Source organism: Streptomyces sp. NPDC058291, from assembly GCF_042880855.1.
Classification (GTDB): domain Bacteria; phylum Actinomycetota; class Actinomycetes; order Streptomycetales; family Streptomycetaceae; genus Streptomyces.
On sequence record NZ_JBHVYK010000020.1, the window covers coordinates 74,034 to 95,850 of the forward strand.

A 21,817-nucleotide genomic window follows, 5' to 3' on the forward strand; every position below is an offset into this window, starting at 1 on the left:
TCTCGCACTGGCGCCCCCAGGCCTTGAGGCTCTGGGGGCGCCCTTGTTCTGTTCCGGTCCAGTCTGGCCCGGTCCGGTCCAGTTCGGTCCGGTCCAGTTCGGTCCGGTCCAGTTCGGTCGTTCGGGCCGGGCCGGGCCGGGCCGGGCCGGGCCGTCCGAGGGGCCGGTGGGCTACGCCTGCTTCGTTCGGCTGCCGGCCATGTCCTTCGCCTTCGACGCCGCCGCCGTCAGGGGCTTGGCGATGTCCTCCAGGGAGCGTCGCTCGGCGTTGACCGCCAGGAACGCCGCGACCAGGCCCGCCAGGCACATCAGCGTCGCGCCGATGCAGAAGGCGAGGACCGTGTCGCCGACCTTGCCCGTGTCGGTGAGGTCGGCGAACAGCAGGGGGCCGCTGATGCCGCCGGCGGCCGTGCCGAGGGCGTAGAAGAAGGCGATGGACATCGCGCGGGTCTCCATCGGGAAGACCTCGGACACCGTCAGATAGGCGCTCGACGCGCCCGCCGACGCGAAGAACAGCACCGCGCACCAGCAGGCCGTCATCGTCGTCGCGTCGAGCGAGCCCTGGTCGAACAGCCAGGCCGTGCCGAACAGCAGCACGCCCGACAGCAGATACGTCGAGGAGATCATGATCCGGCGGCCGACCGTGTCGAACAGCTTGCCCAGCAGCAGCGGGCCGCAGAAGTTGCCGATCGCGATGACGGCGAAGTAATAGCCCGTGTTGCCGCTCGGCACGTCGAAGAACTTCGTCAGGATCGCGCCGAAGCCGAAGGTGATCGCGTTGTAGAGGAACGCCTGGCCGATGAAGAGGGCGAAGCCGAGGATCGCGCGGCGCCGGTACTGGGAGAACACCGTGCGGGCGATCTCGACGAAGGAGACGCTGCGGCGCTGGTGGATGGTGAGCTCGCCCTCGGCGCGCGGCAGTCGCTCGCCCTTGTCGTCCTCGATCTGCCGCTCGATCGAGGTGACGATCTCCTCGGCCTCCCGGTCGCGGCCGTGGATCAGCAGCCACCGTGGGCTCTCGGGGACGTGCCGGCGCACGAGGAGGATCACCAGGGCGAGGACCGCGCCCAGCGCGAACGTCAGCCGCCAGCCGACGTCGGCCGCGAAGATGTCCGTGTTCAGCGCGACGATCGACAGCAGCGACCCGGCGACCGCGCCCAGCCAGAAGCTGCCGTTGATGATGAGGTCGACGCGCCCCCGGTACTGCGCCGGGATCAGCTCGTCGATCGCGGAGTTGATGGCCGCGTACTCGCCGCCGATGCCGAAGCCGGTGAGGAAGCGGAAGAGCAGGAACCACCAGGTGTCGAAGGAGACGGCGGTCAGGGCGGTGGCCGCCAGGTACACCGCGAGGGTGATCATGAACAGCTTCTTACGGCCCCACTTGTCGGTCAGCCGGCCCCAGAAGAGCGCGCCGACACAGGCGCCGGCCACGTACAGCGCGGCCGCGAGGCCGGTGACCTGCCCGGAGGTGATCGGCAGGCCGCTGCCCGGCTCCGACAGCCGGGCGGCGATGTTCCCGACGACCGTGACCTCCAGGCCGTCCAGGATCCAAACGGTGCCCAGTCCGAACACGATGGTCCAGTGCCAGCGCGACCAGGGCAGCCGGTCCAGGCGGGCGGGGATGTCTGTGGTGATCGTGCGGTCTCTCTCGGCCGGCACGGCGGCTTCGGCGCTGGTCATGGGCTCCCTCCTCGGCACACGCTCCTACGTCGAGCGGAACGCGGTCCTTGTTCCCGCGACCAGTGCCCTTAAGCCCCCAGAGCCCGCGCCACGGTGTAGATCAGCAATCCGGCCAGCGAGCCCACCACCGTGCCGTTGATGCGGATGAACTGCAGGTCCCGGCCGATGTTCGCCTCGATCTTGCGGGTGGTGTGCTCCGCGTCCCAGCCGGCCACCGTGTCGGTGATCAGCGAGGTGATCTCCTTCCGGTACGTGGTGACGACGTGCACGGCGGCGCCCTCGACCCAGCTGTCGACCTTCTCCTGCACCTTGGGCTCGGTCGCCATCCGGGCCCCCAGCGACAGCAGCGAGGCCCGCACGCGCAGCCGCAGCTCGCTGCGCTCGTCCTCCGCCGCCGCGACGATCATGGAGCGGACGGCGGTCCAGGCGGCCGCGATCAGGCCCTGGACCTCACCCCGGCCCAGCACCTCGCCCTTGAGCCGCTCCACCCGCGCGCGGGTGTCCGTGTCGGATTGCAGATCGGCGGCGAAGTCGGTCAGGAACCGGTCGAGGGCGCCCCGGGCCGGGTGGGAGGGCATGTCCCGCATCTCCGCGCAGAAGCGCAGCAGCTCCTTGTAGACCCGCTCGCCGACCTTCTTGTCGACGAACCGCGGGGTCCAGCCGGGCGCGCCGCCCTGCACGGCGTCCATCACCGAGTCGGCGTGCAGCACCAGCCAGTCGTGCGCCCGCGCCACCACCAGGTCGACGGCGCGCCGGTGGCCGCCGTCCACGACGATCCGCTCCAGCAGCTTTCCCATGCCCGGCGCGATCTCCTGGGCGTCGGCGCGCCGTGTGATCGCCTCCCCCACCACCGCCTGGACGTCCGAGTCGCGCAGCACCGTCAGCGCGCCCCGCAACGCCGTCGCGAGCTCCGCCGTCACCCGGTCGGCGTGTTCGGGATCCGCCAGCCAGGCGCCCAGCCGGGTGCCGATGCCCACCGCGCGCAGCCGCCGGCGCACCACGTCCTCGGAGAGGAAGTTCTCGCCGACGAACTCGCCCAGCGAGACGCCCAGCTGGTCCTTCTTGTTCGGGATGATCGCCGTGTGCGGGATGGGCAGGCCGAGCGGGTGACGGAAGAGGGCCGTGACCGCGAACCAGTCGGCGAGCGCGCCGACCATCCCCGCCTCGGCGGCCGCCGCCACATAGCCGGCCCAGACGCCGGCGCCCCGGTGGGAGGCCCACTCGGCGAGGACGTACACGACGGCCACGAACAGCAGCAGACCGGCCGCGGTGAGCTTCATCTGCCGCACCCCGCGCTGCTTCTCCTCGTCCGCGGCGGTGAAGGCGGTCATGGCCCGGTAGGACGGGTCCGCGTCCGGTGCTGCCTCTTCGGTACGTTCCATCTGCTCCACCCGTTCGGTGATCCCGCACACATTGTCCCTTCCTGACCGACTCCTGGAACGGAACAAGAGTTCCCGGCGTCTGATGGGCGGGGAGATCGAGGGCGAACTCCTGCACTGATCCGGAGCCGCCGGCTCCCCGCGCATGAGGAGACACGCACCCGCATGACCGCCAAGCGTCATGGTTATGCCCTGCTGTCGGCGATCGTCGCCCTCGTCGTGGGCCTGTCCGCCGCCATCTACGTCACGGCGGCCGCTGAGCACGGCCCCGGTCACCGCCGTGCGGGGGACACCGTCGCCGCGGGTCCCGGCCCGCACCACGCCGACCCGGTGTCCACCGGCGTCTGGGTCGGCGCCTGGGCGGCGGCCCCGGCCGGCCCGGAACCGGGCACCGGCGCCGACGGCATGGCGGGCCGCACCGTCCGCAACGTCGTGCACACCGGCGTGGGCGGGACCGGCGCCCGCGTCACCCTGTCCAACGTCTACGGCGACCGCCCCCTCACCGTCACCCACGCCACGCTGGCCGTCGCCGCGCACGAGGACGGCCCGGCCGCCGACCCCGACACCCTGCGCCGTCTCACCTTCGGCGGCGCCGCCACCGTGGTCGTCCCGGCCGGCGCACAGGTCGTCAGCGACGCCGTCGCCGTCACCGTGCCGCACGACGCGGACGTCCTGGTCAGCACCTACTCCCCCACCTCCGCGGGGCCGGTCACCCACCACCCCCGCGCCCGGCAGACCAGCTACGTCGCCGACGGCGAGTCCACCGAGGACACCAGCGGCGCCGCCTTCACCGAGACGACCCCCTACTGGCGCTACCTGACCGCGCTGGACGTGCTCAGCAACGAGGCCGACGGGACCGTCGTCGCCCTGGGCGACTCCATCACCGACGGCGTCACCTCCACGTCCGGCGCCAACCGCCGCTGGCCCGACGCCCTCGCCGACCGGCTGCGGACCACGCTCGCCGCCGACGGCGCCGCACCCCGCTACGCCGTCGTCAACGCCGGCATCAGCGGCAACCAGCTCCTGGCCGACGACCCGCGACGCGGCGCCTCCGGCCTGAACCGCTTCGACCGCGACGTCCTCGACCGCCCGAACGTACGGGCCGTCGTCATCGACCTCGGCATCAACGACATCCTGCGCAACCGGACGCTCGCCGACCCGCGGGCGATCGTGGCCGGCCTGCGCACCCTCGCCGACCGCGCCCACGCGCACGGCGTCGAGGTCGTCGGCGCCACCCTCACGCCGTTCCGCGGCCACCGCGGCTACAGGGCCGCCCGCGAGAACGTGCGGCAGCAGGTCAACCGGGCGATCCGCACGGGCGGACTCTTCGACGAGGTCGTCGACTTCGACCAGGCGCTGCGCGATCCGTACGACCCGCGCGGCCTGCGCGCCGAGTACGACTCCGGCGACCACCTGCACCCCAGCGACGGCGGCTACCGCAGGATGGCGCGCACCCTCGACCTGGAGAAACTGTCCGGCTCCGCGCCCGCCCGGCTGTAACGGCCGTCCGCGCCACCGGCCCACGGCCGCCGGACCCTCAGCCCGCCGGGCCGCCGGCCCTCTGGCCGTCAGTCGTCGTAGTGCCTGTCCCGCCGGTCCGGCCGGTCCCGGCGCTCCAGCCGTTGTCGTTCCGGCTCCGGCCGGTGGCCGTGGCCGTGGTCGTGGTCGTGCAGCAGGTCCTGGTGGCCCTCCAGGATCCCCCGGTGCTCCTGCCGCACATCGTCCCCGGGGACCGAGCGCTGCTCGTGCCTGGCCGTCTTGCGGTCCAGCTTCTCCTGCCGCCGCGCCGCCCGCGTCTTCTTGCGCTCGACCCCGACCCCGCCCCAGAAGGCGAACCCGTCGACGATCACCCGCGGCCCACCCGGATCCCCCGGAACCCCGCTCTCCCGCTGGTCGAAACCGCCCATCACCCCGATGCCGCGCACCAGGACCTCGACCCCCGGCGGCACCACGATCTGCACCCCGCCCATGATCGCCACACAGGTGATCCGGACCTCGCCCGCCGAGAAGTCCGCCTCGCGCAGGTCGATCTCACCGCCGCCCCAGAACGCGACGCAGGTGAAACGCCGCGGAACGGTCCAGCGGCCCTTGCGCTGGAAGCCGGACATCACCGCCACGGCCCACGAAGACGACCCCTCGCCCCCCACGACCCGCCCGGCCCAACTGCCGTCCTGGGGCGGCTCCTTGTGCAGCGAGACGACGGGCGGCGGGGTGACGCCCGCGGCCGGCAGGTCCCGGGTGATCGGCGCCAGCTCCCCGTAGGTGCGCGCCTGGTACGTCTCCTCCAGCCGCTCCTCGAACTCCGCCATGTCGAGACGGCCCTCGGCGAGGGCGTCCCGCAGCACCTCGACGACCCGCTCGCGATCGGCGTCGCAGGCACGAAGGTCTGGGAGGCCCGGGAGGCCCGGGGCTGCGTCGTCGGTCATGTCGGCAGCCTACGAGTTCCCGGCCCCCGGCACCACGGCCCGCCGCTCCGCGAGGCCGTCGCCCGAACTCCCCGGCGCGTACAGCATCTTCGCGATCACGGTCTCGATGTCCGGCTCCCGCACCGACAGGTCCAGCAACGGGTACCGCGCCGCGATATGCGCCACCAGCGCGGCCGCCGACGCCGACGCCGGGAACGCCAGCCACTGACGCGGGCCCTCCACCTTCACCACCCGTGCCGCCTCCCCCGCCTCGATCGGCGGCAGCTCCCGTTCCAGGTCCACCACCAGCGTCCGCTCGCTCTCGCCCGCCTCGTGCAGCCCGGCCAGCGCGCCGTCGTACACCAGCCGCCCGTGGTCGATGACTATCACCCGCGAACACAGCTGCTCGATGTCCTGCAGATCGTGCGTGGTCAGCAGCACCGTCGTGCCGCGCTCGACGTTCAGCTCCCGCAGGAACTCCCGCACCCGCGCCTTCGACACCACGTCGAGACCGATCGTCGGTTCGTCCAGGTACAGGACCTCCGGATCGTGCAGCAGCGCCGCCGCGATGTCGCCGCGCATCCGCTGCCCCAGCGACAGCTGGCGCACCGGCACCTCCAACAGCGCTCCCAGGTCCAGGAGTTCGACCAGCCGGTCCAGGTTCTCCCGGTAACGTCCGTCCGGGATGCGGTACATGCGGTGCATCAGCCGGTACGAGTCGATCAGCGGAAGGTCCCACCACAGCGTCGTACGCTGCCCGAACACCACCCCCATCCGATGCGCCAGCCGCGTCCGCTCCCGTGACGGATCGATCCCCGCGACCCGCAGCCGCCCCCCGCTCGGCGTCAGGATCCCCGTCAGCATCTTGATCGTCGTCGACTTCCCGGCGCCGTTCGGCCCGATGTAGCCGACCATCTCACCGGACGCCACCCGGAAGGAGATCGCGTCGACCGCCCGCACCCGCCGCAGCTCCCGCTTCAGGAAACCGGCCCCGCGCCGCACGTCGAAGACCTTTTCCAGCCGGTCCACCTCGATGAACGCACTCTCCGACACCGTCACCCTCAACTCCCCGTGCTCCGGTACGACCTCAGTCCGACCCGCCACGCCAGCCCCGCCGCCGCGCAGCACACCGACGCCACCAGCGGCGGCGCGAAAGCCGCCCAGTGCGGCAGACCGGACGGACCGGGCCGCCCCAACACGTACGACGCGGGGACCCAGTTGACGAACGCCAGCGGGAACACGAACGTCACCCCCCGCACCAGCTCCCGGCCGAACACCGTCGGCGGATACTGCAGCAACGTCTGACCGCCGTACGTGAACGCCGCCTGCACCTCGGCGGCGTCCTGCGCGACGAACTGGAAGGCCGCGCCGGCCACGAACACCGAGGCGAAGATCGCTCCGCCGCTCACCAGCATCACCGGCACCAGCAGCACCCTCGCCGGCGTCCACACCACGTCCGTCGCCGCCAGCGCGTACCCGAACACCGCCGCCCCCTGGACGATCCGGCTCACCCGGCGCAACGCGAACCGGTCCGCGGCGACCTGGGCCAGCACCGGCGCCGGCCGCACCAGCAGCGTGTCCAGCGTCCCGTCCCGCACCCGCGTGCCCAGCCGGCCGGCCGAGCCGATCACCAGATCCGCGAACCCGAACGACATCGCCGAGGCCCCGTACAGGAACGCGATCTCCGGCAACGAGTACCCGCCCAGCGCGTCGACCTGCGAGAACATCAGCAAGATCGCGACGAAGTCCAGCCCCGTCACCACCAGACCGCCCACCGCCGTCATCACGAACGACACCCGGTAGGCCAGCGTGGATCGGATCCACATCCCCGCGATCAGCCGATACGCCCGCACCCCCTCCGCCACCCGGCCGCCCTCACCCACCCTGGACCACCACCCGCCGCGTCGCCGCCCGCTGCACCAGCCGCCCCACCGCCAGCAGCACCACCGCCCACCCGGCCTGGAACGCGAACGCCGACCACGGATCGACCACGCCCATCAGCACGTCGGCCGGCATCTGCAGCAGCGCCGCCCACGGCAACGCCGCCACGATGTCGCCCAACGGCTGCGGAAACGCGTTCAACGGCAGCGCCATCCCCGAACAGAACATCCCCGTCACCATCAGCGTCTGCAACGCACCCGTGCCGTCCAGCAGCCAGAACCCGCTCATCGCCACCAGGAACCGGATCCCGTAACCGACCACCATCGCCAGCACGACCGCGAACAGGAACGCCGACCACAGCGCCGGATCACGCGGCAGCGCCGTCGGGAAGAACAACGCCCCGACCACGAACGGGACCACCCCGCGCCCCAGCAACTGGAACACCGCCCGACCCACGTCCACGGCCAGCCACCACGCCTGCAGATCGACCGGCCGGTACAGATCGACCGCCACCTCGCCCGTGCGGATCCGTTCCATCAGATCCGTCTCGAAACCGCCGCCCTGGATCGCCAGCGTCGCGAACAGCGCCTGCCCCAGCCACACATACGTCACCGCCTGTGACCGGTCGTACCCCCCCAGGTGCGGCCGCTCGTCCCACAACGCCAGGTACGCGTAGACGAGGATCAGGCCGAACACCGTGTTGGTGAACACCCCCGCGGCCGTGGCCACCCGATAGGTCGCGTACCGTCGGAAACTCCCCACCGCGACGGCCGCGTACAACCGTGCCGATCCCAAGGCAACCCTCCTCCGCGCCCACGAGTCACCCCTGGTGCCCCTTTCGACACCGAAGCGCAGGAGCCTAGTACGCCCGCGCCGTCGCGGGCCACGCGTTTTCCGGCACAACACGCGCCGATTGTCGGGAACGGAACGCGTGGTGCGAGAGTCTTCAACAGGGGGCGCAGAAGGCGTACGAGGCTTACCAGGCGTACGGGAACGTACCCACGCGACATCAGGAGTCCTGCAACACATGAGTGACGAGCCGCAGCCGCAGCAGCCGACCGAAGGCTGGGCACCAGGAAAGCCCGAGGCGGGTGGCGGAGGGAGCGAGAACAAGGTGAAGCGACCCAAGCGCACCGGATGGCGCCGCCTCCTGCCCACCTGGCGGATGGTGCTGGGCACGTTCGTCCTCGGCGTGCTGCTCGTCGTCGGCCTCTTCTTCCTCGGCTACTCGATGGTCGAGATCCCGCCGGCCAACGCCCTCGCCACCAAGCAGTCCAACGTCTACCTCTACGCCGACGGCACGGAGATCGCCCGCGACGGCACCGTCAACCGCGAGAACGTCGGCCTCTCCAAGATCTCCAAGGACGCCCAGCACGCCGTCCTGGCCGCCGAGGACCGCGACTTCTACACCGAGACCGCCATCGACCCCAAGGCGATGCTGCGGGCCGGCTGGAACACCGCCACCGGCAAGGGCAAGCAGTCCGGCTCCACCATCACCCAGCAGTACGTGAAGAACTACTACCTCGCGCAGGAGCAGACCGCCACGCGCAAGTTCAAGGAGTTCTTCATCTCGATCAAGCTCGACCGCGAGACGTCCAAGGACGAGATCCTCGAGGGCTACCTCAACACGAGCTACTTCGGCCGCAACGCCTACGGCATGCAGGCCGCCGCCAAGGCCTACTACGGCGTCGACGCCGCCAAGCTCACCCCCGCCCAGGGCGCCTACCTCGCCGCCCTGGTCAACGCGCCCAGCGAGTACGACGTCATCGCCCACCCCGAGAACAAGGCCGCCGCCCTCGCACGCTGGAACTACGTCCTCGACGGCATGGTCACCAAGGGCTGGCTCAGCCAGAGCGCGCGCGCCGGCATGAAGTTCCCCGCGCCCAAGGAGACCTCCGGCGCCGACAACGGCATGTCCGGACAGCGCGGCTACCTCGTCAACGCGATCAAGGACTACCTGAAGAACAACAAGATCGTCACCTCCGACGAGCTGGAGGGCGGCGGCTACCGCATCACCACCACCCTCGACAAGAAGAAGCAGAAGGCCTTCGTCGACGCCGTCAACGACAAGCTCATGTCCAAGCTCGACCCCAAGAAGCGCAAGGTCGACTCCTACGTCCGCGCGGGCGGCGCCGCCGTCGACCCCAAGACGGGCAAGATCCTCGCCATGTACGGCGGCGTCGACTACGTCAAGCAGTACACCAACAACGCCACCCGCCAGGACTTCCAGGTCGGCTCCACCTTCAAGCCCTTCGTCTTCACGTCCGCCGTGCAGAACGAGTCCACGACCCAGGACGGCCGCCGGATCACCCCGAACACGATCTACGACGGCACCAACAAGCGCCCCGTGCAGGGCTGGTCCGGCCCCTCGTACGCCCCCGAGAACGAGGACTACGTCAACTACGGCGACATCAACGTGCGCACCGCCACCGACAAGTCCGTCAACACGGTGTACGCGCAGATGGCCGTCGACGTCGGCCCCGCCAAGGTCAAGCAGACCGCGATCGACCTCGGCCTGCCCACCGCCACCCCCGACCTGGAGCCCTACCCCTCCATCGCCCTCGGCACCGCCAACGCCAGCGTCCTGAACATGGCCGAGGCCTACGCCACCCTCGCCAACCACGGCAAGCACGGCGCCTACACCCTGATCGGCAAGGTCACCAAGGACGGCTCCGACGTGATGGAGCTGCCCGCGTTCAAGGCCTCCCAGGCCGTCAGCCGCGAAGCCGCCGACACCACCACCTCCGTCCTGCGCAGCGTCGTGGAGAACGGCACCGCCACCGAGGCCCTCGCCGCCGGCCGCCCCGCCGCAGGCAAGACCGGCACCGCCGAGGAGGACCAGGCCGCCTGGTTCGCCGGCTACACCCCCGACCTCGCCACCGTCGTCGCCGTCATGGGCCAGGACCCCGAGACCGCCCACCACAAGTCCCTCAAGGGCGCCATGGGCCTGCCCCGCATCAACGGCGGCGGCGCGCCCACCCAGATCTGGGCCCAGTTCACCAGGAACGCCCTCAAGGGCGCCCCCGCCTCGGAGTTCAACCTCCAGATCCAGGACGGCGGCGAGGAATCCGCCTACCCGTCCACCCCGCCCTCCTCGGAGGAGCCCGGCGACGACGAGTCCACCGGCAGCACCCCGTCAAACGGCCCCACGGGCCGGACGCAGGGCCGGACCCAGGGCCAGACGGGCGGCGGCGACACCGCCGGCGGGGCCACCGGCAACACCACCTCCGGCGCCACCATCGGCGGCGGCGCGACCACCGGCGCCACCACGACCGGCGCCACGGGCGGCACCGCCGCCGGCGGGACCACCTCGGGCGCGAACTCCGGCGCCACCGACGGCGGCGCCTCGACCGGCGCCACCGACGGCGGCGCCACCGGCGACCCCGGCAACTCGACCGGCACCACCGTCGGCCCCCAGCTCACGGCCGCCCGCCGCGACTGAGCCCGCCGGCCGCCGCCGTCAATGACCGCCGGTCGCCTTCAGCCCCACCACGGCGACCAGCAGCAGACACACGAAGAAGATCCGGGCGGCGGTGGTCGGCTCCCCCAGCACCGCCATCCCGACCAGCGCAGCCCCGGCCGCACCGATCCCCACCCACACCCCGTACGCGGTGCCGATGGGCAGCGAACGGGCGGCGTACGACAGCAGCACCATGCTCGCGACGATCCCGGCGCCCGTGAACAGACTCGGCACCAGCCGGGTGAACCCGTCCGTGTACTTCATCCCCACCGACCAGCCGACCTCCAGCAGACCGGCGACGACGAGCAGAACCCAGGCCATGAGACACCTCCGAGACGACGACCGAACGACGGCGGTGCGTCGTCTTCGCTGCTCCCGCCGGCCCTGTCGGCTCGGCGGCTCCCGGTACGGCGCGTCTCGTCGGGGCACTTCCGAAGATAGCAAAGACAGCGCAAAAAGGGCTGGTGACCATGGTCACCAGCCCTTCACGCCATCGTTCCAGAGGCGCTGAGGCCCCGAGGCCCCTGGGGAGACCCAGAAGGAAAGCCCAGAGCGAGCCTCAGAGATACAGGCCCGTGGAGTCCTCCGACCCCTCGAACCGGTCCGCGGCCACGGCGTGCAGATCGCGCTCCCGCATCAGCACGTACGCCACACCCCGCACCTCGACCTCCGCCCGGTCCTCCGGGTCGTACAGCACCCGGTCGCCGGGCTCGACGGTCCGCACGTTCTGCCCCACGGCGACCACCTCGGCCCACGCCAGCCGGCGACCGACGGCCGCGGTGGCGGGGATCAGGATGCCGCCACCGGAACGCCGCTCGCCCTCGCCGGTCTCCTGCCGCACGAGCACACGGTCGTGCAGCATCCGGATGGGCAGCTTGTCGTGCCGGGGATCGAGGTCGTCTCTCTTGGCGCTCACACCACTGAACCTACCTGTCCGGAGCGTTTCCGTGAGCGGGCGGGTCCGGCCACGGTCAGCCCCTCCGCCGACGGGCGCCCAGGGCCAGCAGCCCCACGACCCCGACGACGACGAGCGCCGCCGGCACCACCCGCTCCAGCCGGGGCGCCCCCTCCTCGTCCACGAACTGCGCCCGCACGTCGCTCACGACCCGGTTGACCTGTACGTAGGCCCTCCCCAAGGTGTGATCCACGTTGGCGACGACCTTGGCCTTGGCGTCCCCGACGATGGTCTTCGGGTGCACCCGCACCCCGATCTCGTCCAGCGTCTCCGCCAGCACCTCGCGGCGGGCCCTGATGTCCGCCTCGATCTGCGCCGGGGTTCTGGTGTCCGACGTCTCCGCCACGATTAGGCCTCCGAAGTCAGCTGGGTCCTGTTCTGGACAGTCTGTCAGCTCCGTCCGCCGCCGCACTGTCAGGACCCCCGGTTAGGCTGGACCGATGAGCGAGCGACTCCAGCCCGGTGACGTGGCCCCCGACTTCACCCTCTCCGACGCCGACGGCCGTCAGGTCTCCCTGTCGGACCACAAGGGCCGCAAGGTCATCGTCTACTTCTACCCGGCGGCGCTGACGCCCGGCTGCACCAAGCAGGCCTGCGACTTCACCGACAACCTCGAGCTGCTGACCGGCGCCGGCTACGACGTCCTCGGCATCTCCCCGGACAGCCCGGAGAAGCTCGGGAAGTTCCGCGACAAGGAGTCCCTGAAGGTCACCCTCCTGGCGGACCCCGAGAAGGCCGTCACCGAGGCCTACGGCGCATACGGCGAGAAGAAGAACTACGGCAAGACGTACCTGGGCGTCATCCGCTCCACGATCGTGGTCGATGAGGAGGGCAAGGTCGAGCGAGCCCTGTACAACGTCCGCGCCACGGGCCACGTCGCCAAGATCATCAAGGACCTGGGCATCTGAGCACCCCCTGCCCCACGGCCCGCACCGTCACGATCGGGCGCGGGCCGCTTCACGCTCCGGGCGTGGGGCGACCGCCGGGACAACCACGAAGCCAACCTCCGCAATCCCTGCCCGAATTGCCACGCGCCGACCGAGACCTGGTGCCGCCGGAAGGGTGGAGTGCCACTCGCCCGGCGACCGGGCGGGACCGTACACTGAGGGCCGCCGGTCGAGCATGATGACCGTTTTTGAGCGGCCGTGATGGAATTTGGCAGACATGCTGGGTTTAGGTCCCAGTGGGTTGACACCCGTGTGGGTTCGAGTCCCACCGGCCGCACCGCCCCGCACCTGGCAGACGAAGGTGCGGGGCGCTTTCGTGGACTCAGCCCAGCAGTTCCCGCACGATCGGGGTCAGCGCCCGGAACGCCTTGCCGCGGTGGCTGATGGCGTTCTTCTCCTCCGCCGTCAGTTCCGCGCAGGTGCGCATCTCGCCGTCCGGCTGGAGGATCGGGTCGTAGCCGAAGCCGTTCGTGCCTGCCGGGGTGTGGCGCAGGGTGCCGGTCAGCCGGCCCTCGACGACGCGCTCGGTGCCGTCCGGCAGGGCGAGGGCCGCCGCACAGGCGAAGTGGGCGGTCCGGTGTTCGTCCGCGATGTCGGAGAGCTGGGCCAGCAGGAGGTCCAGGTTGGCCCGGTCGTCGCCGTGGCGGCCGGACCAGCGGGCCGAGAAGATGCCGGGGGCTCCGTTCAGCACGTCCACGCAGAGGCCGGAGTCGTCGGCGACGGCCGGCAAGCCGGTCGCCCGGGCGAGTGCGTGGGCCTTGAGCAGGGCGTTCTCGGCGAAGGTGACGCCGGTCTCCTTGACATCGGGGATGTCGGGGTAGGCGTCGGCGCCGACGAGGTCGTGGGGGAGGCCGGCGTCGGCGAGGATCGCCCGGAGTTCGGTGATCTTTCCGGCGTTGCGGGTGGCGAGGATCAGGCGGGTCATGCGCCCAGTATCCCCAGTGGCGTCGGCAGTCCCTACGGTGTGCAGACCTTCGTGAGTTCGCCCGCCGCGTCGGTGACGGGGCCGAGGTCGGGGGTCTCGTCGCCGTTCTTGAGGGCCGTGCGGACGTTGGCGACGGCTGCCTGGAGGTGGTCGACGGCCTTGTCGACGTCGGCGTTGTCGCTCTTGTCGCCGATCGTGTCGAGGTCGTTCTCGATGGAGGTCAGCGATTGCTGGGTCTGCGTCGGGTCGTTCGCGGCGTTCTGGACGGCCTGTTGGAGGTCGGTGACGCTGTCGGCGATGGAGTCGGCGGTCTGGACGCAGTCCAGGGCCTTGTCGACGGCGTCGCAGCCGGTCGCCGTGAGAGCCGCGGTGAGGGCGAGGGCCGCCGCGGCGGCGGCGATGAGGGGACGGCGGCGCCGGTGCGGGCGTCGTGGGTTCGCGGCCGTGGACATCAGTGGTTCCTCCGTCTGTCAGGCCCTGGAGGCCCCCGTCGGTGCACTGGCCAAGACGCAGCGGGGGGCGGGCCGGTTGCCCGGACCCGCCACCGTTCTTGGTGCGCCCTTTACTTTTCCAGGACCGCGTCAAGTGCCGTGCGCTGCAGGACGGTCAGCTCCACGCAGCCGGAAACGGCCAGGTCGAGGAGGGAGTTGAGCTCGTCGCGGGCGAACGGCTCGGCCTCGGCGGTGCCTTGGACCTCGACGAAGCGGCCGTCGCCGGTGCAGACGACGTTCATGTCGGTCTCGGCGCGGACGTCCTCCTGGTAGCAGAGGTCGAGGAGGGGGACGCCGCCGACGATGCCGACGGAGACGGCGCTGACGGTGCCGGTGAGGGGCTGGCGGCCGGCCTTGATCAGCTTCTTGCCCTGGGCCCAGGAGACGGCGTCCGCGAGGGCGACGTACGCGCCGGTGATGGCCGCGGTGCGGGTGCCGCCGTCGGCCTGGAGGACGTCGCAGTCGAGGACGATGGTGTTCTCGCCGAGTGCCTTGTAGTCGATGACGGCGCGCAGCGAGCGGCCGATGAGGCGGGAGATCTCGTGGGTGCGGCCGCCGATCTTGCCTCGGACGGACTCGCGGTCGCCGCGGGTGTTGGTGGCGCGGGGGAGCATGGAGTACTCCGCGGTGACCCAGCCTTCGCCGCTGCCCTTGCGCCAGCGGGGGACGCCTTCGGTGACGGAGGCGGTGCAGAAGACCTTGGTGTCGCCGAAGGAGACGAGGACGGAGCCTTCGGCGTGCTTGCTCCAGCCGCGTTCGATGGTGACGGGGCGGAGCTGTTGGGGGGTGCGGCCGTCGATTCGAGACATGGCGCTGAGCCTAGCCGTACATGCGGAAGGGGCTCCTCCCGCGGTGGAGAGGAGCCCCTGGGGTGAGCGCCGGGACGGCTCACATCATGTCTTCGATCTCCCCGGCGATGGGGTCGGCGTCGGTGCCGATGACGACCTGGATGGCGGTGCCCATCTTGACGACGCCGTGGGCGCCGGCGGCCTTCAGGGCGGCTTCGTCGACCAGCGACGGGTCGTTGACCTCGGTGCGCAGGCGGGTGATGCAGCCTTCGATCTCTTCGATGTTGTCGAGGCCGCCGAGTCCGGCGACGATCTTCTCAGCCTTGGTGGCCATGTTCCGTCTCCCTGAATTCCCTGATGCGCGCCGCAATTCTTTGCTGAACCGCTTTGTCGCAGTAACCCACAGTTGGCCCAACTTCGCGAGCGATCGTGCGGTGTGCGTCCGAGGATGACGTCACAGCAGCCCAATCGTCCGTAGCTGGTCTACACCACCTGACAGGCGGTCGCCAAACGATGAGTGCCGCAAGCGCCGAGAACGAGGTCGGCCCCGCACGCCGACGGTGGCAGAGCGCGTTTCAGGGACTGCAGAAGATGGGCCGCAGTCTGCAGCTCCCCATCGCCGTCCTGCCGGCCGCGGGCATTCTCAACCGCCTGGGTCAGCCTGATGTGTTCGGGGACGACGGGCTGGGCTGGACGAACGTCTCGAAGGTGATGGCGGGGGCGGGCGGGGCGCTGCTCGACGGGTCGCTGGGGCTGCCGATGCTGTTCTGCGTCGGTGTGGCGATCGGGATGGCGAAGAAGGCGGACGGTTCGACGGCGCTGGCGGCGGTGGCCGGGTTCCTCGTCTACTACAACGTGCTGCGGCAGTTCCCGCAGGACTGCGCGCCGGGCTCGAAGGTGATCCCGAACATCGGGTGTCAGGCGACGGACAGCACGGTGGGGGCCTTCACGTATCAGAATCCCGGGGTGTTCGGCGGGATCGTCATCGGGTTGCTGACGGCGTTCTTCTGGCAGCGTTATCACCGGACGAAGCTGGTGGACTGGCTCGGGTTCTTCAACGGCCGCCGACTGGTGCCGATCATCATGGCGTTCGCGGCGATGGCGTTCGCGTCGTTGTGCCTGTGGGTGTGGCCGCCGATCGGCGACGCTCTGGAGAACTTCAGCGACTGGCTCGACGGGCTGGACGCGTGGGGTGCGGGCATCTTCGGCTTGGCGAACCGCGCGCTGCTGGTGATCGGGCTGCATCAGTTCCTGAACGTGCCCATCTGGTTCCAGTTCGGCACGTACACGAAGCCGGACGGGACGCAGGTGCACGGCGACATCAACATGTTCCTGGCGGGGGATCCGGACGCGGGACAGTTCACGTCGGGGTTCTTCCCGATCATGATGTTCGCGCTGCCGGCGGCCGCGTTGGCGATCACACACTGTGCGCGGCCGGGGCGGCGCAAGGAGGTCGGCGGTCTGATGCTGTCGGTGGCGCTGACGTCGTTCGTCACGGGCATCACGGAGCCGATCGAGTACTCGTTCCTGTTCGTCGCACCGGCGCTGTACGCGGTGCACGCGGTGCTGACGGGTGCGTCGATGGCGGTGACGTGGGGGCTGGGGGTGCACGACGGTTTCAGCTTCTCGGCCGGGTTGATCGACTACGTCATCAACTGGGACCTGGCGACGCGGCCGTGGGCGATGATCCCGATCGGGCTGTGTTTCGCGCTCGTCTATTACGTGTTCTTCCGGTTCGCGATCACGCGGTTCGATCTCAAGACGCCGGGGCGGGAGCCGGAGGAGGAGCGGGAGGACGTCACCAAGGCGTGAGCGGAGGGCGGCGGCGGGTCGTCACCGCGCGGCGGGAAGGGTCCTCGGAAGCGGGTTCCGGGGGCCCTTCCGCGTGTGTCGCGTCCGGGTGACGGAGGGCCAAGATCCGGCACGGCGCGTAGTGCTGTGGTTGCAGGTTTGACGGGTTCCTTATATCGCCTGCCCCGTGCTACAACATGGTCTACACCACTGAGTGGTGTAGACCATCACCGATGGAGGAAGTCTATGAGCACCGCCACCGCGCCCACGGCGGCCCCCGCGAAGAAGCGGGGATCGGGCCTGTTCCAGGGCCTGCAGAAGGTCGGCCGAAGCCTTCAGCTCCCGATCGCCGTGCTGCCGGCGGCGGGTCTCATCGTCCGGCTCGGCCAACCGGACGTCTTCGGAGCCGATGGCCTCGGCTGGGACAAGGTCGCCGCGGTTTTCGACAAGGCGGGCGGCGCAATCACCGGCAGCCTCCCGATGCTCTTCTGCATCGGCGTGGCCATCGGATTCGCCAAGAAGGCCGACGGCTCCACCGCGCTCGCGGCACTGGTCGGGTTCCTGGTCTACAGCAAGGTGCTGGAGGCCTTCCCGGTCACCGAGGCCAAGGTGCAGGCGGGTGCGGACATAGCCGCGACCTATAACAACCCAGGCGTGCTCGGCGGCATCATCATGGGCTTGCTGTCGGCAGTCCTGTGGCAGCGGTACCACCGCACCAAGTTGGTGGATTGGCTCGGCTTCTTCAACGGGCGACGCCTCGTTCCGATCATCATGGCCTTCGTCGGCATCGCTGTCGGCGTCTTCTTCGGGCTGATCTGGGAGCCCATCGGCGACGGCATCAGCAACTTCGGCGAGTGGATGACCGGCCTGGGGTCGGTCGGCGCAGCGCTCTTCGGCGCGATCAACCGAGCTCTGATCCCGGTCGGCATGCACCAGTTCGTGAACACCGTGGCTTGGTTCCAGCTCGGCGAGTTCAAGGACGCCACCGGTCAGGTCTTCAACGGTGACTACAACCGCTTCCTGCACGGCGACCCGACCGCCGGTATGTTCATGTCCGGCTTCTTCCCGATCATGATGTTCGGTCTGCCTGCCGCCGCGCTCGCCATCGCTCACACCGCCCGCCCCGAGCGCCGTAAGGCCGTCATGGGGATGATGATCTCGCTCGCTCTGACGTCCTTCGTCACCGGTGTGACTGAGCCGATCGAGTTCTCGTTCATGTTCATCGCCCCGCTGCTGTACGTCATCCACGCGGTACTGACCGCCGCCTCCATGGCCATCACCTGGGGGCTGGGAGTCCACGCCGGATTCAACTTCTCCGCCGGCTTCATCGACTACGCGCTGAACTGGAACCTCGCCACCAGGCCGTGGCTGATCATCCCGATCGGCCTCGTCTTCGGCGCCGTCTACTACTTCGTCTTCCGCTTCGCGATCACCAAGTGGAACCTTCCCACCCCGGGCCGCGAGCCCGAGGAGGAGGTCGAGGACCTCACCAAGGCGTAGCCGCCGGCGTCAGCGCCCGCGCGCAGTACACCAAAGGCCCCCGGAGTCCGGGGGCCTTTCGCGTGCCGTACGCCTGAACCTCGTACGGCCCGTGCCTCGTCTGCGCCTCGCACGTTGCCCAGCCCGCGGCTAGATCTCGTACGTCACCCTGGGTCTGGCCAGTTCCACCGGGCCGGTGAAGGTCGCCCGGGCGTCTGCCAGGTTGACCTGGGGGTCCGTCCACGGGGGGATGTGGGTGAGCACGAGCTTGCGTGCGCCCGCCCGGCTCGCCGTCTCGCCGGCCTCGCGGCCGTTGAGGTGCAGGTCGGGGATGTTCTCCTTGCCGTGGGTGAAGGCGGCCTCGCACAGGAACAGGTCGCTGTCGCGGGCGAGTTCCACCAGGGCGGGGCTGACGCCGGTGTCGCCGGAGTAGGTCAGCGAGCGGCCGCCGTGTTCGACGCGGATGCCGTAGGCCTCCACCGGATGCGCCACGCGCTCGGTGTGCACGGTGAAGGGGCCGACGTCGAAGGTGGACGGCTTGACGGTGTGGAAGTCGAAGACCTCGCTCATCGAGGAGGCGGAGGGCGTGTCGGCGTAGGCCGTGGTGAGACGGTGCTCGGTGCCCTCGGGACCGTAGACGGGGATCGGGTCGCAGCGCCCGCCCTCGTGCCGGTAGTAGCGTGCGACGAAGTACGCGCACATGTCGATGCAGTGGTCGGCGTGCAGATGGCTCAGGAAGATCGCGTCGAGGTCGTAGAGACCGCAGTGGCGCTGCAGCTCGCCCAGGGCGCCGTTGCCCATGTCGAGAAGCAGCCGGAAGCCGTCGGCCTCGAGGAGGTAGCTCGAGCAGGCCGATTCCGCGGACGGGAACGACCCCGAGCAGCCGACGACGGTGAGCTTCATAAAGCAGAAACCTCCGCTGGCGGGTAACCGAGATGTACCGGAAGGGATCCGCGGGGCGGACCGTGGAACGAATGATCGTCAAATGGGGCGACAGGGGTCGTGCGGTCCGTCGAGCGTAAGGCGCAAAACCTCGGGTCGCTCCTCCACCAGGGGCTGTTGTGGGCGAACTCACCTGTGGTGTCACCGGTTCGGCTGGACCGGGGGCGTGTCAGGTATGGAAGGGGCGCGCAACGGTGGGCGCACGCCGGTAACGTCGTCGTATGCACACGTCCTGGTGGCTCGCGCTCGCGGCGGTGGTCCTCCTCGCGCTGGTCGCGACTCTCGTGGACGGCTGGGGGCGGGGGCGGCGGCCCCGGCGGCCCCGGACCCGGCCGCCCGGACGTCGCACCGGCCGCGCGACGGGTCCTTCGACCGGCCGTTCGACACGCCCCCCGACGGACCGGCCGGCTCGGGGCCGTGGCGGCCCGGAACGGCCCCGGCCCGCGGAGATCTGGTGGGCGGACGTGCCGTTCGAGGACGGGCCGGGCGCGAAGGACCGGCCGTGTCTGGTGCTGGTGGTGCGCGGTGACCGGGTGACCGTCGCCAAGATCACCAGCAAGTACCACGACGAGCGGCCCGGAGTGATCGCGCTGCCGCCGGGCGCCGTCGGCGACGCCCAGGGGCGGCCGAGCTATCTGGAGACCGACGAACTGCGCCAGGTGCGGCTGGGCGACTTCCGGCGCCGGGTGGGGGTCGTGGACCCGGCCCTGTGGGACCGGGTCCGCCACCTGGCCACCTGAGGAATCCGACCGGGCGGGGCCGGGTGCCGTCCGGCACCGGGCGGGGCCGGGCGCGGAGAACGCGGAGAACGCGGAGAACGCGGAGAACGCGGTTGCCGTCCGGCACCGGGGCCAGGACGCGGGTTCCTGTCGGCGGAACGAGCCGACGGGCCGCCGTCCGGCCCGTCAGCCGGCGGGTCGGACGGCGGGTCGGCCCCCGGTAGGCGGGTCCACCCCCGGACGGCGGGTCCACCCCCGGACGGCGGGTCCGCTCCCGGTAGGCGGGTCGACCCCCAGACGGCGGGTCCGCCCCCGGACGGCGGTCCGCCCCCGGACGGCGGTCCGCCCCCGGTCCCTCGCGCTCCTATGCCCAGAGCTGGCCCTGCAGGGTCTCGATGGCTTCCTCGGTCGTGGCCGCGGTGTAGACGCCCGTCGACAGGTACTTCCAGCCGCCGTCCGCGACGACGAACACGATGTCGGCGCTCTCCCCCGCCTTGACGGCCTTGTTGCCGACGCCGATCGCGGCGTGCAGGGCCGCGCCGGTGGAGACGCCCGCGAAGATGCCCTCCTGCCGGAGGAGTTCGCGGGTGCGGGTGACGGCGTCCGCCGAGCCGACCGAGAAGCGGGTGGTGAGGACGGAGGCGTCGTACAGCTCGGGCACGAACCCTTCGTCGAGGTTGCGCAGGCCGTAGACCAGGTCGTCGTAGCGCGGCTCGGCGGCGACGATCTTCACGTCCGGCTTGTGCTCGCGGAGGTAGCGGCCGACGCCCATCAGCGTCCCCGTCGTGCCGAGGCCGGCGACGAAGTGGGTGACGGACGGGAGGTCGGCGAGGATCTCGGGGCCGGTGGTGGCGTAGTGGGCGCCGGCGTTGTCGGGGTTGCCGTACTGGTAGAGCATGACCCAGTCGGGGTGTTCGGCGGCGAGTTCCTTGGCGACGCGCACGGCGGTGTTGGAGCCGCCCGCGGCCGGGGAGGAGATGATCTCGGCGCCCCACATGGCGAGCAGGTCCCGGCGCTCCTGCGAGGTGTTCTCCGGCATCACGCAGACCATGCGGTAGCCCTTGAGCCCGGCCGCCATGGCGAGGGAGATGCCGGTGTTGCCGCTCGTCGGCTCCAGGATGGTGCAGCCGGGGGTGAGGCGGCCGTCCTTCTCCGCCTGCTCGACCATGTGCAGGGCGGGCCGGTCCTTGACGGAGCCGGTCGGGTTGCGGTCCTCCAGCTTCGCCCAGATGCGGACGTCGGAGGACGGCGAGAGCCGCGGCAGGCGCACCAGAGGGGTGTTGCCCACCGCGGCCAGCGGGGAGTCGTAGCGCATGGGGGTCGGCGGCCGATCAGACCATGCCGCCGGCCACGGCCGGCAGGATGGTCACGGTGTCGCCGTCGGTCAGCTTGGTGTCGATGCCGTCGACGAAGCGGACGTCCTCGTCGTTGAGGTACACGTTCACGAAGCGGCGCAGCTTGCCGTCGTCCACGATGCGGGCGTGGATGCCCGCATGCCGGGTCTCGAGGTCGGTGAACAGGTCGGCGAGGGTCTCACCGCTGCCCTCCACCGCCTTCTGACCGTCGGTGTACTGGCGGAGGATGGTGGGGATGCGGACCTCGATGGCCATGGCTGTGGGCTCCTGTCGGATGGTGTGGGCAGCGCGGATACGTGCGTGTGAGACTCCCCCGCGCTCGGCTGCGCTCGCGCGGGCGGTACCCCCATCGGCTCACGGCCGTACGGCGGCGGGTACAGCGTCAACAGATGGCGCTGGCGAGCCTGCACAGGTCGACGTGCAGCCGCGCCACGAGCAGTGCGCCCGGCGTCTTCGTGCTCACGTCGTTCAGAACCATGGGCTCATCGTATCGATTCCCGGTCCGCCTTCCGGAGTGTGATCCCACATGATGGACGCATTACGGCCGGGGAGTGAGATGTCCTCCTCGGAGAGCCCCTGGGGCCCCGCAGGTGTCGCGGCCGGTGCGGGACCGCCGGGCG

Annotated in this window: 23 protein-coding genes and 1 tRNA gene; 7 read left to right on the top strand and 17 right to left on the bottom strand. The window is 70.7% G+C overall.

What is annotated here, in order from left to right; all coding sequences use genetic code 11:
* Positions 1-171 precede the first annotated feature (171 nt).
* Together ACFVYK_RS13240 and ACFVYK_RS13245 are read right to left on the bottom strand one after the other, a co-directional pair.
* On the bottom strand, positions 172-1,680 hold the full coding sequence (locus ACFVYK_RS13240; RefSeq protein WP_389772499.1) for an MFS transporter: 1,509 nt from the start codon (positions 1,678-1,680) through the stop codon (positions 172-174).
* A gap of 68 nt (positions 1,681-1,748) precedes the next feature.
* Positions 1,749-3,092, bottom strand: coding sequence for a DUF445 domain-containing protein (locus tag ACFVYK_RS13245; protein ID WP_389772502.1), 1,344 nt, complete (start codon positions 3,090-3,092; stop codon positions 1,749-1,751).
* Between the two features lie 132 nt (positions 3,093-3,224).
* Here ACFVYK_RS13245 and ACFVYK_RS13250 point away from each other — a divergent pair, with 132 nt between their 5' ends.
* Entirely contained in the window at positions 3,225-4,559 is a 1,335-nt protein-coding gene (locus ACFVYK_RS13250; protein WP_389772505.1) for an SGNH/GDSL hydrolase family protein, read from the top strand.
* A gap of 68 nt (positions 4,560-4,627) precedes the next feature.
* Here ACFVYK_RS13250 and ACFVYK_RS13255 read toward each other — a convergent pair whose 3' ends face one another.
* From ACFVYK_RS13255 to ACFVYK_RS13270, 4 genes are read right to left on the bottom strand one after another with little or no spacing between them, the layout of a single operon-like run.
* Positions 4,628-5,485 (bottom strand): DUF1707 domain-containing protein, encoded by an 858-nt coding sequence (locus tag ACFVYK_RS13255; RefSeq protein WP_389772508.1) that lies wholly within the window; start codon positions 5,483-5,485, stop codon positions 4,628-4,630.
* Between the two features lie 9 nt (positions 5,486-5,494).
* The gene (locus tag ACFVYK_RS13260) at positions 5,495-6,523 is read right to left on the bottom strand and encodes an ATP-binding cassette domain-containing protein (protein ID WP_389772511.1); all 1,029 of its coding nucleotides are present in this window, start codon (positions 6,521-6,523) and stop codon (positions 5,495-5,497) included.
* 2 nt (positions 6,524-6,525) lie between these two features.
* Positions 6,526-7,290, bottom strand: a complete 765-nt coding sequence (locus tag ACFVYK_RS13265) for an ABC transporter permease (protein ID WP_389772588.1) — start codon at positions 7,288-7,290, stop codon at positions 6,526-6,528.
* A 49-nt stretch (positions 7,291-7,339) separates the two neighbouring features.
* Positions 7,340-8,140: an ABC transporter permease gene (locus tag ACFVYK_RS13270; RefSeq protein ID WP_389772513.1), complete on the bottom strand. Its 801-nt coding sequence runs from the start codon at positions 8,138-8,140 to the stop codon at positions 7,340-7,342.
* Positions 8,141-8,372: 232 nt separating this feature from the next.
* Here ACFVYK_RS13270 and ACFVYK_RS13275 point away from each other — a divergent pair, with 232 nt between their 5' ends.
* On the top strand, positions 8,373-10,787 hold the full coding sequence (locus ACFVYK_RS13275; protein WP_389772516.1) for a transglycosylase domain-containing protein: 2,415 nt from the start codon (positions 8,373-8,375) through the stop codon (positions 10,785-10,787).
* 18 nt (positions 10,788-10,805) lie between these two features.
* Here the strand turns inward: ACFVYK_RS13275 and ACFVYK_RS13280 are convergent, their stop codons facing one another.
* The 3 genes from ACFVYK_RS13280 to ACFVYK_RS13290 all read right to left on the bottom strand — a co-directional run bounded on the left by ACFVYK_RS13280 (position 10,806) and on the right by ACFVYK_RS13290 (position 12,106).
* Positions 10,806-11,126: a DMT family transporter gene (locus ACFVYK_RS13280; RefSeq protein WP_389772518.1), complete on the bottom strand. Its 321-nt coding sequence runs from the start codon at positions 11,124-11,126 to the stop codon at positions 10,806-10,808.
* A gap of 238 nt (positions 11,127-11,364) precedes the next feature.
* Positions 11,365-11,667, bottom strand: coding sequence for a co-chaperone GroES (locus tag ACFVYK_RS13285; RefSeq protein WP_236052880.1), 303 nt, complete (start codon positions 11,665-11,667; stop codon positions 11,365-11,367).
* Positions 11,668-11,776: 109 nt separating this feature from the next.
* On the bottom strand, positions 11,777-12,106 hold the full coding sequence (locus ACFVYK_RS13290) for a DUF3618 domain-containing protein (RefSeq protein ID WP_389772521.1): 330 nt from the start codon (positions 12,104-12,106) through the stop codon (positions 11,777-11,779).
* 94 nt (positions 12,107-12,200) lie between these two features.
* Between ACFVYK_RS13290 and bcp the strand changes: the two genes are divergently transcribed.
* Both bcp and ACFVYK_RS13300 read left to right on the top strand, forming a co-directional pair.
* Positions 12,201-12,668 (top strand): thioredoxin-dependent thiol peroxidase, encoded by a 468-nt coding sequence (bcp, locus tag ACFVYK_RS13295; protein ID WP_389772523.1) that lies wholly within the window; start codon positions 12,201-12,203, stop codon positions 12,666-12,668.
* 231 nt (positions 12,669-12,899) lie between these two features.
* Positions 12,900-12,984, top strand: a tRNA-Leu gene (locus ACFVYK_RS13300).
* A 45-nt stretch (positions 12,985-13,029) separates the two neighbouring features.
* Here the strand turns inward: ACFVYK_RS13300 and rdgB are convergent.
* The 4 genes from rdgB to ACFVYK_RS13320 form a co-directional block, all read right to left on the bottom strand.
* Positions 13,030-13,632: an RdgB/HAM1 family non-canonical purine NTP pyrophosphatase gene (gene rdgB / locus ACFVYK_RS13305; RefSeq protein WP_389772525.1), complete on the bottom strand. Its 603-nt coding sequence runs from the start codon at positions 13,630-13,632 to the stop codon at positions 13,030-13,032.
* Positions 13,633-13,664: 32 nt separating this feature from the next.
* Positions 13,665-14,084, bottom strand: a complete 420-nt coding sequence (locus ACFVYK_RS13310) for a hypothetical protein (protein WP_389772527.1) — start codon at positions 14,082-14,084, stop codon at positions 13,665-13,667.
* A 110-nt stretch (positions 14,085-14,194) separates the two neighbouring features.
* A complete protein-coding gene (gene rph / locus ACFVYK_RS13315) occupies positions 14,195-14,932 on the bottom strand; it encodes a ribonuclease PH (protein ID WP_389772530.1) in 738 nt (245 codons plus the stop codon).
* Between the two features lie 79 nt (positions 14,933-15,011).
* Complete coding sequence (locus ACFVYK_RS13320) at positions 15,012-15,245, bottom strand: glucose PTS transporter subunit EIIB (protein WP_389772532.1); 234 nt, start codon at positions 15,243-15,245, stop codon at positions 15,012-15,014.
* Positions 15,246-15,424: 179 nt separating this feature from the next.
* On the opposite strand from ACFVYK_RS13320, the gene ACFVYK_RS13325 reads away from it, so the two are divergent.
* Together ACFVYK_RS13325 and ACFVYK_RS13330 are read left to right on the top strand one after the other, a co-directional pair.
* The gene (locus tag ACFVYK_RS13325) at positions 15,425-16,723 is read left to right on the top strand and encodes a PTS transporter subunit EIIC (RefSeq protein WP_389772591.1); all 1,299 of its coding nucleotides are present in this window, start codon (positions 15,425-15,427) and stop codon (positions 16,721-16,723) included.
* A 225-nt stretch (positions 16,724-16,948) separates the two neighbouring features.
* Positions 16,949-18,202: a PTS transporter subunit EIIC gene (locus ACFVYK_RS13330; protein WP_389772535.1), complete on the top strand. Its 1,254-nt coding sequence runs from the start codon at positions 16,949-16,951 to the stop codon at positions 18,200-18,202.
* Between the two features lie 129 nt (positions 18,203-18,331).
* Here ACFVYK_RS13330 and ACFVYK_RS13335 read toward each other — a convergent pair whose 3' ends face one another.
* Positions 18,332-19,084: an MBL fold metallo-hydrolase gene (locus ACFVYK_RS13335; protein WP_389772537.1), complete on the bottom strand. Its 753-nt coding sequence runs from the start codon at positions 19,082-19,084 to the stop codon at positions 18,332-18,334.
* A gap of 260 nt (positions 19,085-19,344) precedes the next feature.
* On the opposite strand from ACFVYK_RS13335, the gene ACFVYK_RS13340 reads away from it, so the two are divergent.
* Positions 19,345-19,863 (top strand): type II toxin-antitoxin system PemK/MazF family toxin, encoded by a 519-nt coding sequence (locus tag ACFVYK_RS13340; RefSeq protein ID WP_389772540.1) that lies wholly within the window; start codon positions 19,345-19,347, stop codon positions 19,861-19,863.
* Between the two features lie 343 nt (positions 19,864-20,206).
* Here ACFVYK_RS13340 and ACFVYK_RS13345 read toward each other — a convergent pair whose 3' ends face one another.
* From ACFVYK_RS13345 to ACFVYK_RS13355, 3 genes are all read right to left on the bottom strand, one after another.
* Complete coding sequence (locus ACFVYK_RS13345) at positions 20,207-21,157, bottom strand: PLP-dependent cysteine synthase family protein (protein ID WP_389772543.1); 951 nt, start codon at positions 21,155-21,157, stop codon at positions 20,207-20,209.
* A gap of 16 nt (positions 21,158-21,173) precedes the next feature.
* Positions 21,174-21,452 carry a MoaD/ThiS family protein gene (locus tag ACFVYK_RS13350; RefSeq protein ID WP_389772545.1) on the bottom strand — a complete coding sequence of 93 codons (279 nt, stop codon included), beginning with the start codon at positions 21,450-21,452 and terminating at the stop codon, positions 21,174-21,176.
* Positions 21,453-21,579: 127 nt separating this feature from the next.
* Entirely contained in the window at positions 21,580-21,675 is a 96-nt protein-coding gene (locus ACFVYK_RS13355; protein WP_319301368.1) for a putative leader peptide, read from the bottom strand.
* Positions 21,676-21,817: the final 142 nt, after the last annotated feature.

Bases quoted from the DNA above. Each gene is read 5' to 3' on its own strand.
- rdgB (WP_389772525.1), bottom strand. From the start codon at position 13,632: ATGACCCGCCTGATCCTCGCCACCCGCAACGCCGGAAAGATCACCGAA.
- ACFVYK_RS13285 (WP_236052880.1), bottom strand. From the start codon at position 11,667: ATGCTGCACGACCGTGTGCTCGTGCGGCAGGAGACCGGCGAGGGCGAG.
- ACFVYK_RS13355 (WP_319301368.1), bottom strand. From the start codon at position 21,675: ATGGTTCTGAACGACGTGAGCACGAAGACGCCGGGCGCACTGCTCGTG.
- ACFVYK_RS13325 (WP_389772591.1), top strand. From the start codon at position 15,425: ATGAGTGCCGCAAGCGCCGAGAACGAGGTCGGCCCCGCACGCCGACGG.
- ACFVYK_RS13255 (WP_389772508.1), bottom strand. From the start codon at position 5,485: ATGACCGACGACGCAGCCCCGGGCCTCCCGGGCCTCCCAGACCTTCGT.
- ACFVYK_RS13320 (WP_389772532.1), bottom strand. From the start codon at position 15,245: ATGGCCACCAAGGCTGAGAAGATCGTCGCCGGACTCGGCGGCCTCGAC.
- ACFVYK_RS13350 (WP_389772545.1), bottom strand. From the start codon at position 21,452: ATGGCCATCGAGGTCCGCATCCCCACCATCCTCCGCCAGTACACCGAC.
- ACFVYK_RS13335 (WP_389772537.1), bottom strand. From the start codon at position 19,084: ATGAAGCTCACCGTCGTCGGCTGCTCGGGGTCGTTCCCGTCCGCGGAA.
- ACFVYK_RS13280 (WP_389772518.1), bottom strand. From the start codon at position 11,126: ATGGCCTGGGTTCTGCTCGTCGTCGCCGGTCTGCTGGAGGTCGGCTGG.
- ACFVYK_RS13345 (WP_389772543.1), bottom strand. From the start codon at position 21,157: ATGCGCTACGACTCCCCGCTGGCCGCGGTGGGCAACACCCCTCTGGTG.
- ACFVYK_RS13340 (WP_389772540.1), top strand. From the start codon at position 19,345: ATGCACACGTCCTGGTGGCTCGCGCTCGCGGCGGTGGTCCTCCTCGCG.
- ACFVYK_RS13330 (WP_389772535.1), top strand. From the start codon at position 16,949: ATGAGCACCGCCACCGCGCCCACGGCGGCCCCCGCGAAGAAGCGGGGA.
- ACFVYK_RS13310 (WP_389772527.1), bottom strand. From the start codon at position 14,084: ATGTCCACGGCCGCGAACCCACGACGCCCGCACCGGCGCCGCCGTCCC.
- ACFVYK_RS13240 (WP_389772499.1), bottom strand. From the start codon at position 1,680: ATGACCAGCGCCGAAGCCGCCGTGCCGGCCGAGAGAGACCGCACGATC.
- ACFVYK_RS13265 (WP_389772588.1), bottom strand. From the start codon at position 7,290: ATGTGGATCCGATCCACGCTGGCCTACCGGGTGTCGTTCGTGATGACG.
- ACFVYK_RS13275 (WP_389772516.1), top strand. From the start codon at position 8,373: ATGAGTGACGAGCCGCAGCCGCAGCAGCCGACCGAAGGCTGGGCACCA.
- rph (WP_389772530.1), bottom strand. From the start codon at position 14,932: ATGTCTCGAATCGACGGCCGCACCCCCCAACAGCTCCGCCCCGTCACC.
- ACFVYK_RS13250 (WP_389772505.1), top strand. From the start codon at position 3,225: ATGACCGCCAAGCGTCATGGTTATGCCCTGCTGTCGGCGATCGTCGCC.
- bcp (WP_389772523.1), top strand. From the start codon at position 12,201: ATGAGCGAGCGACTCCAGCCCGGTGACGTGGCCCCCGACTTCACCCTC.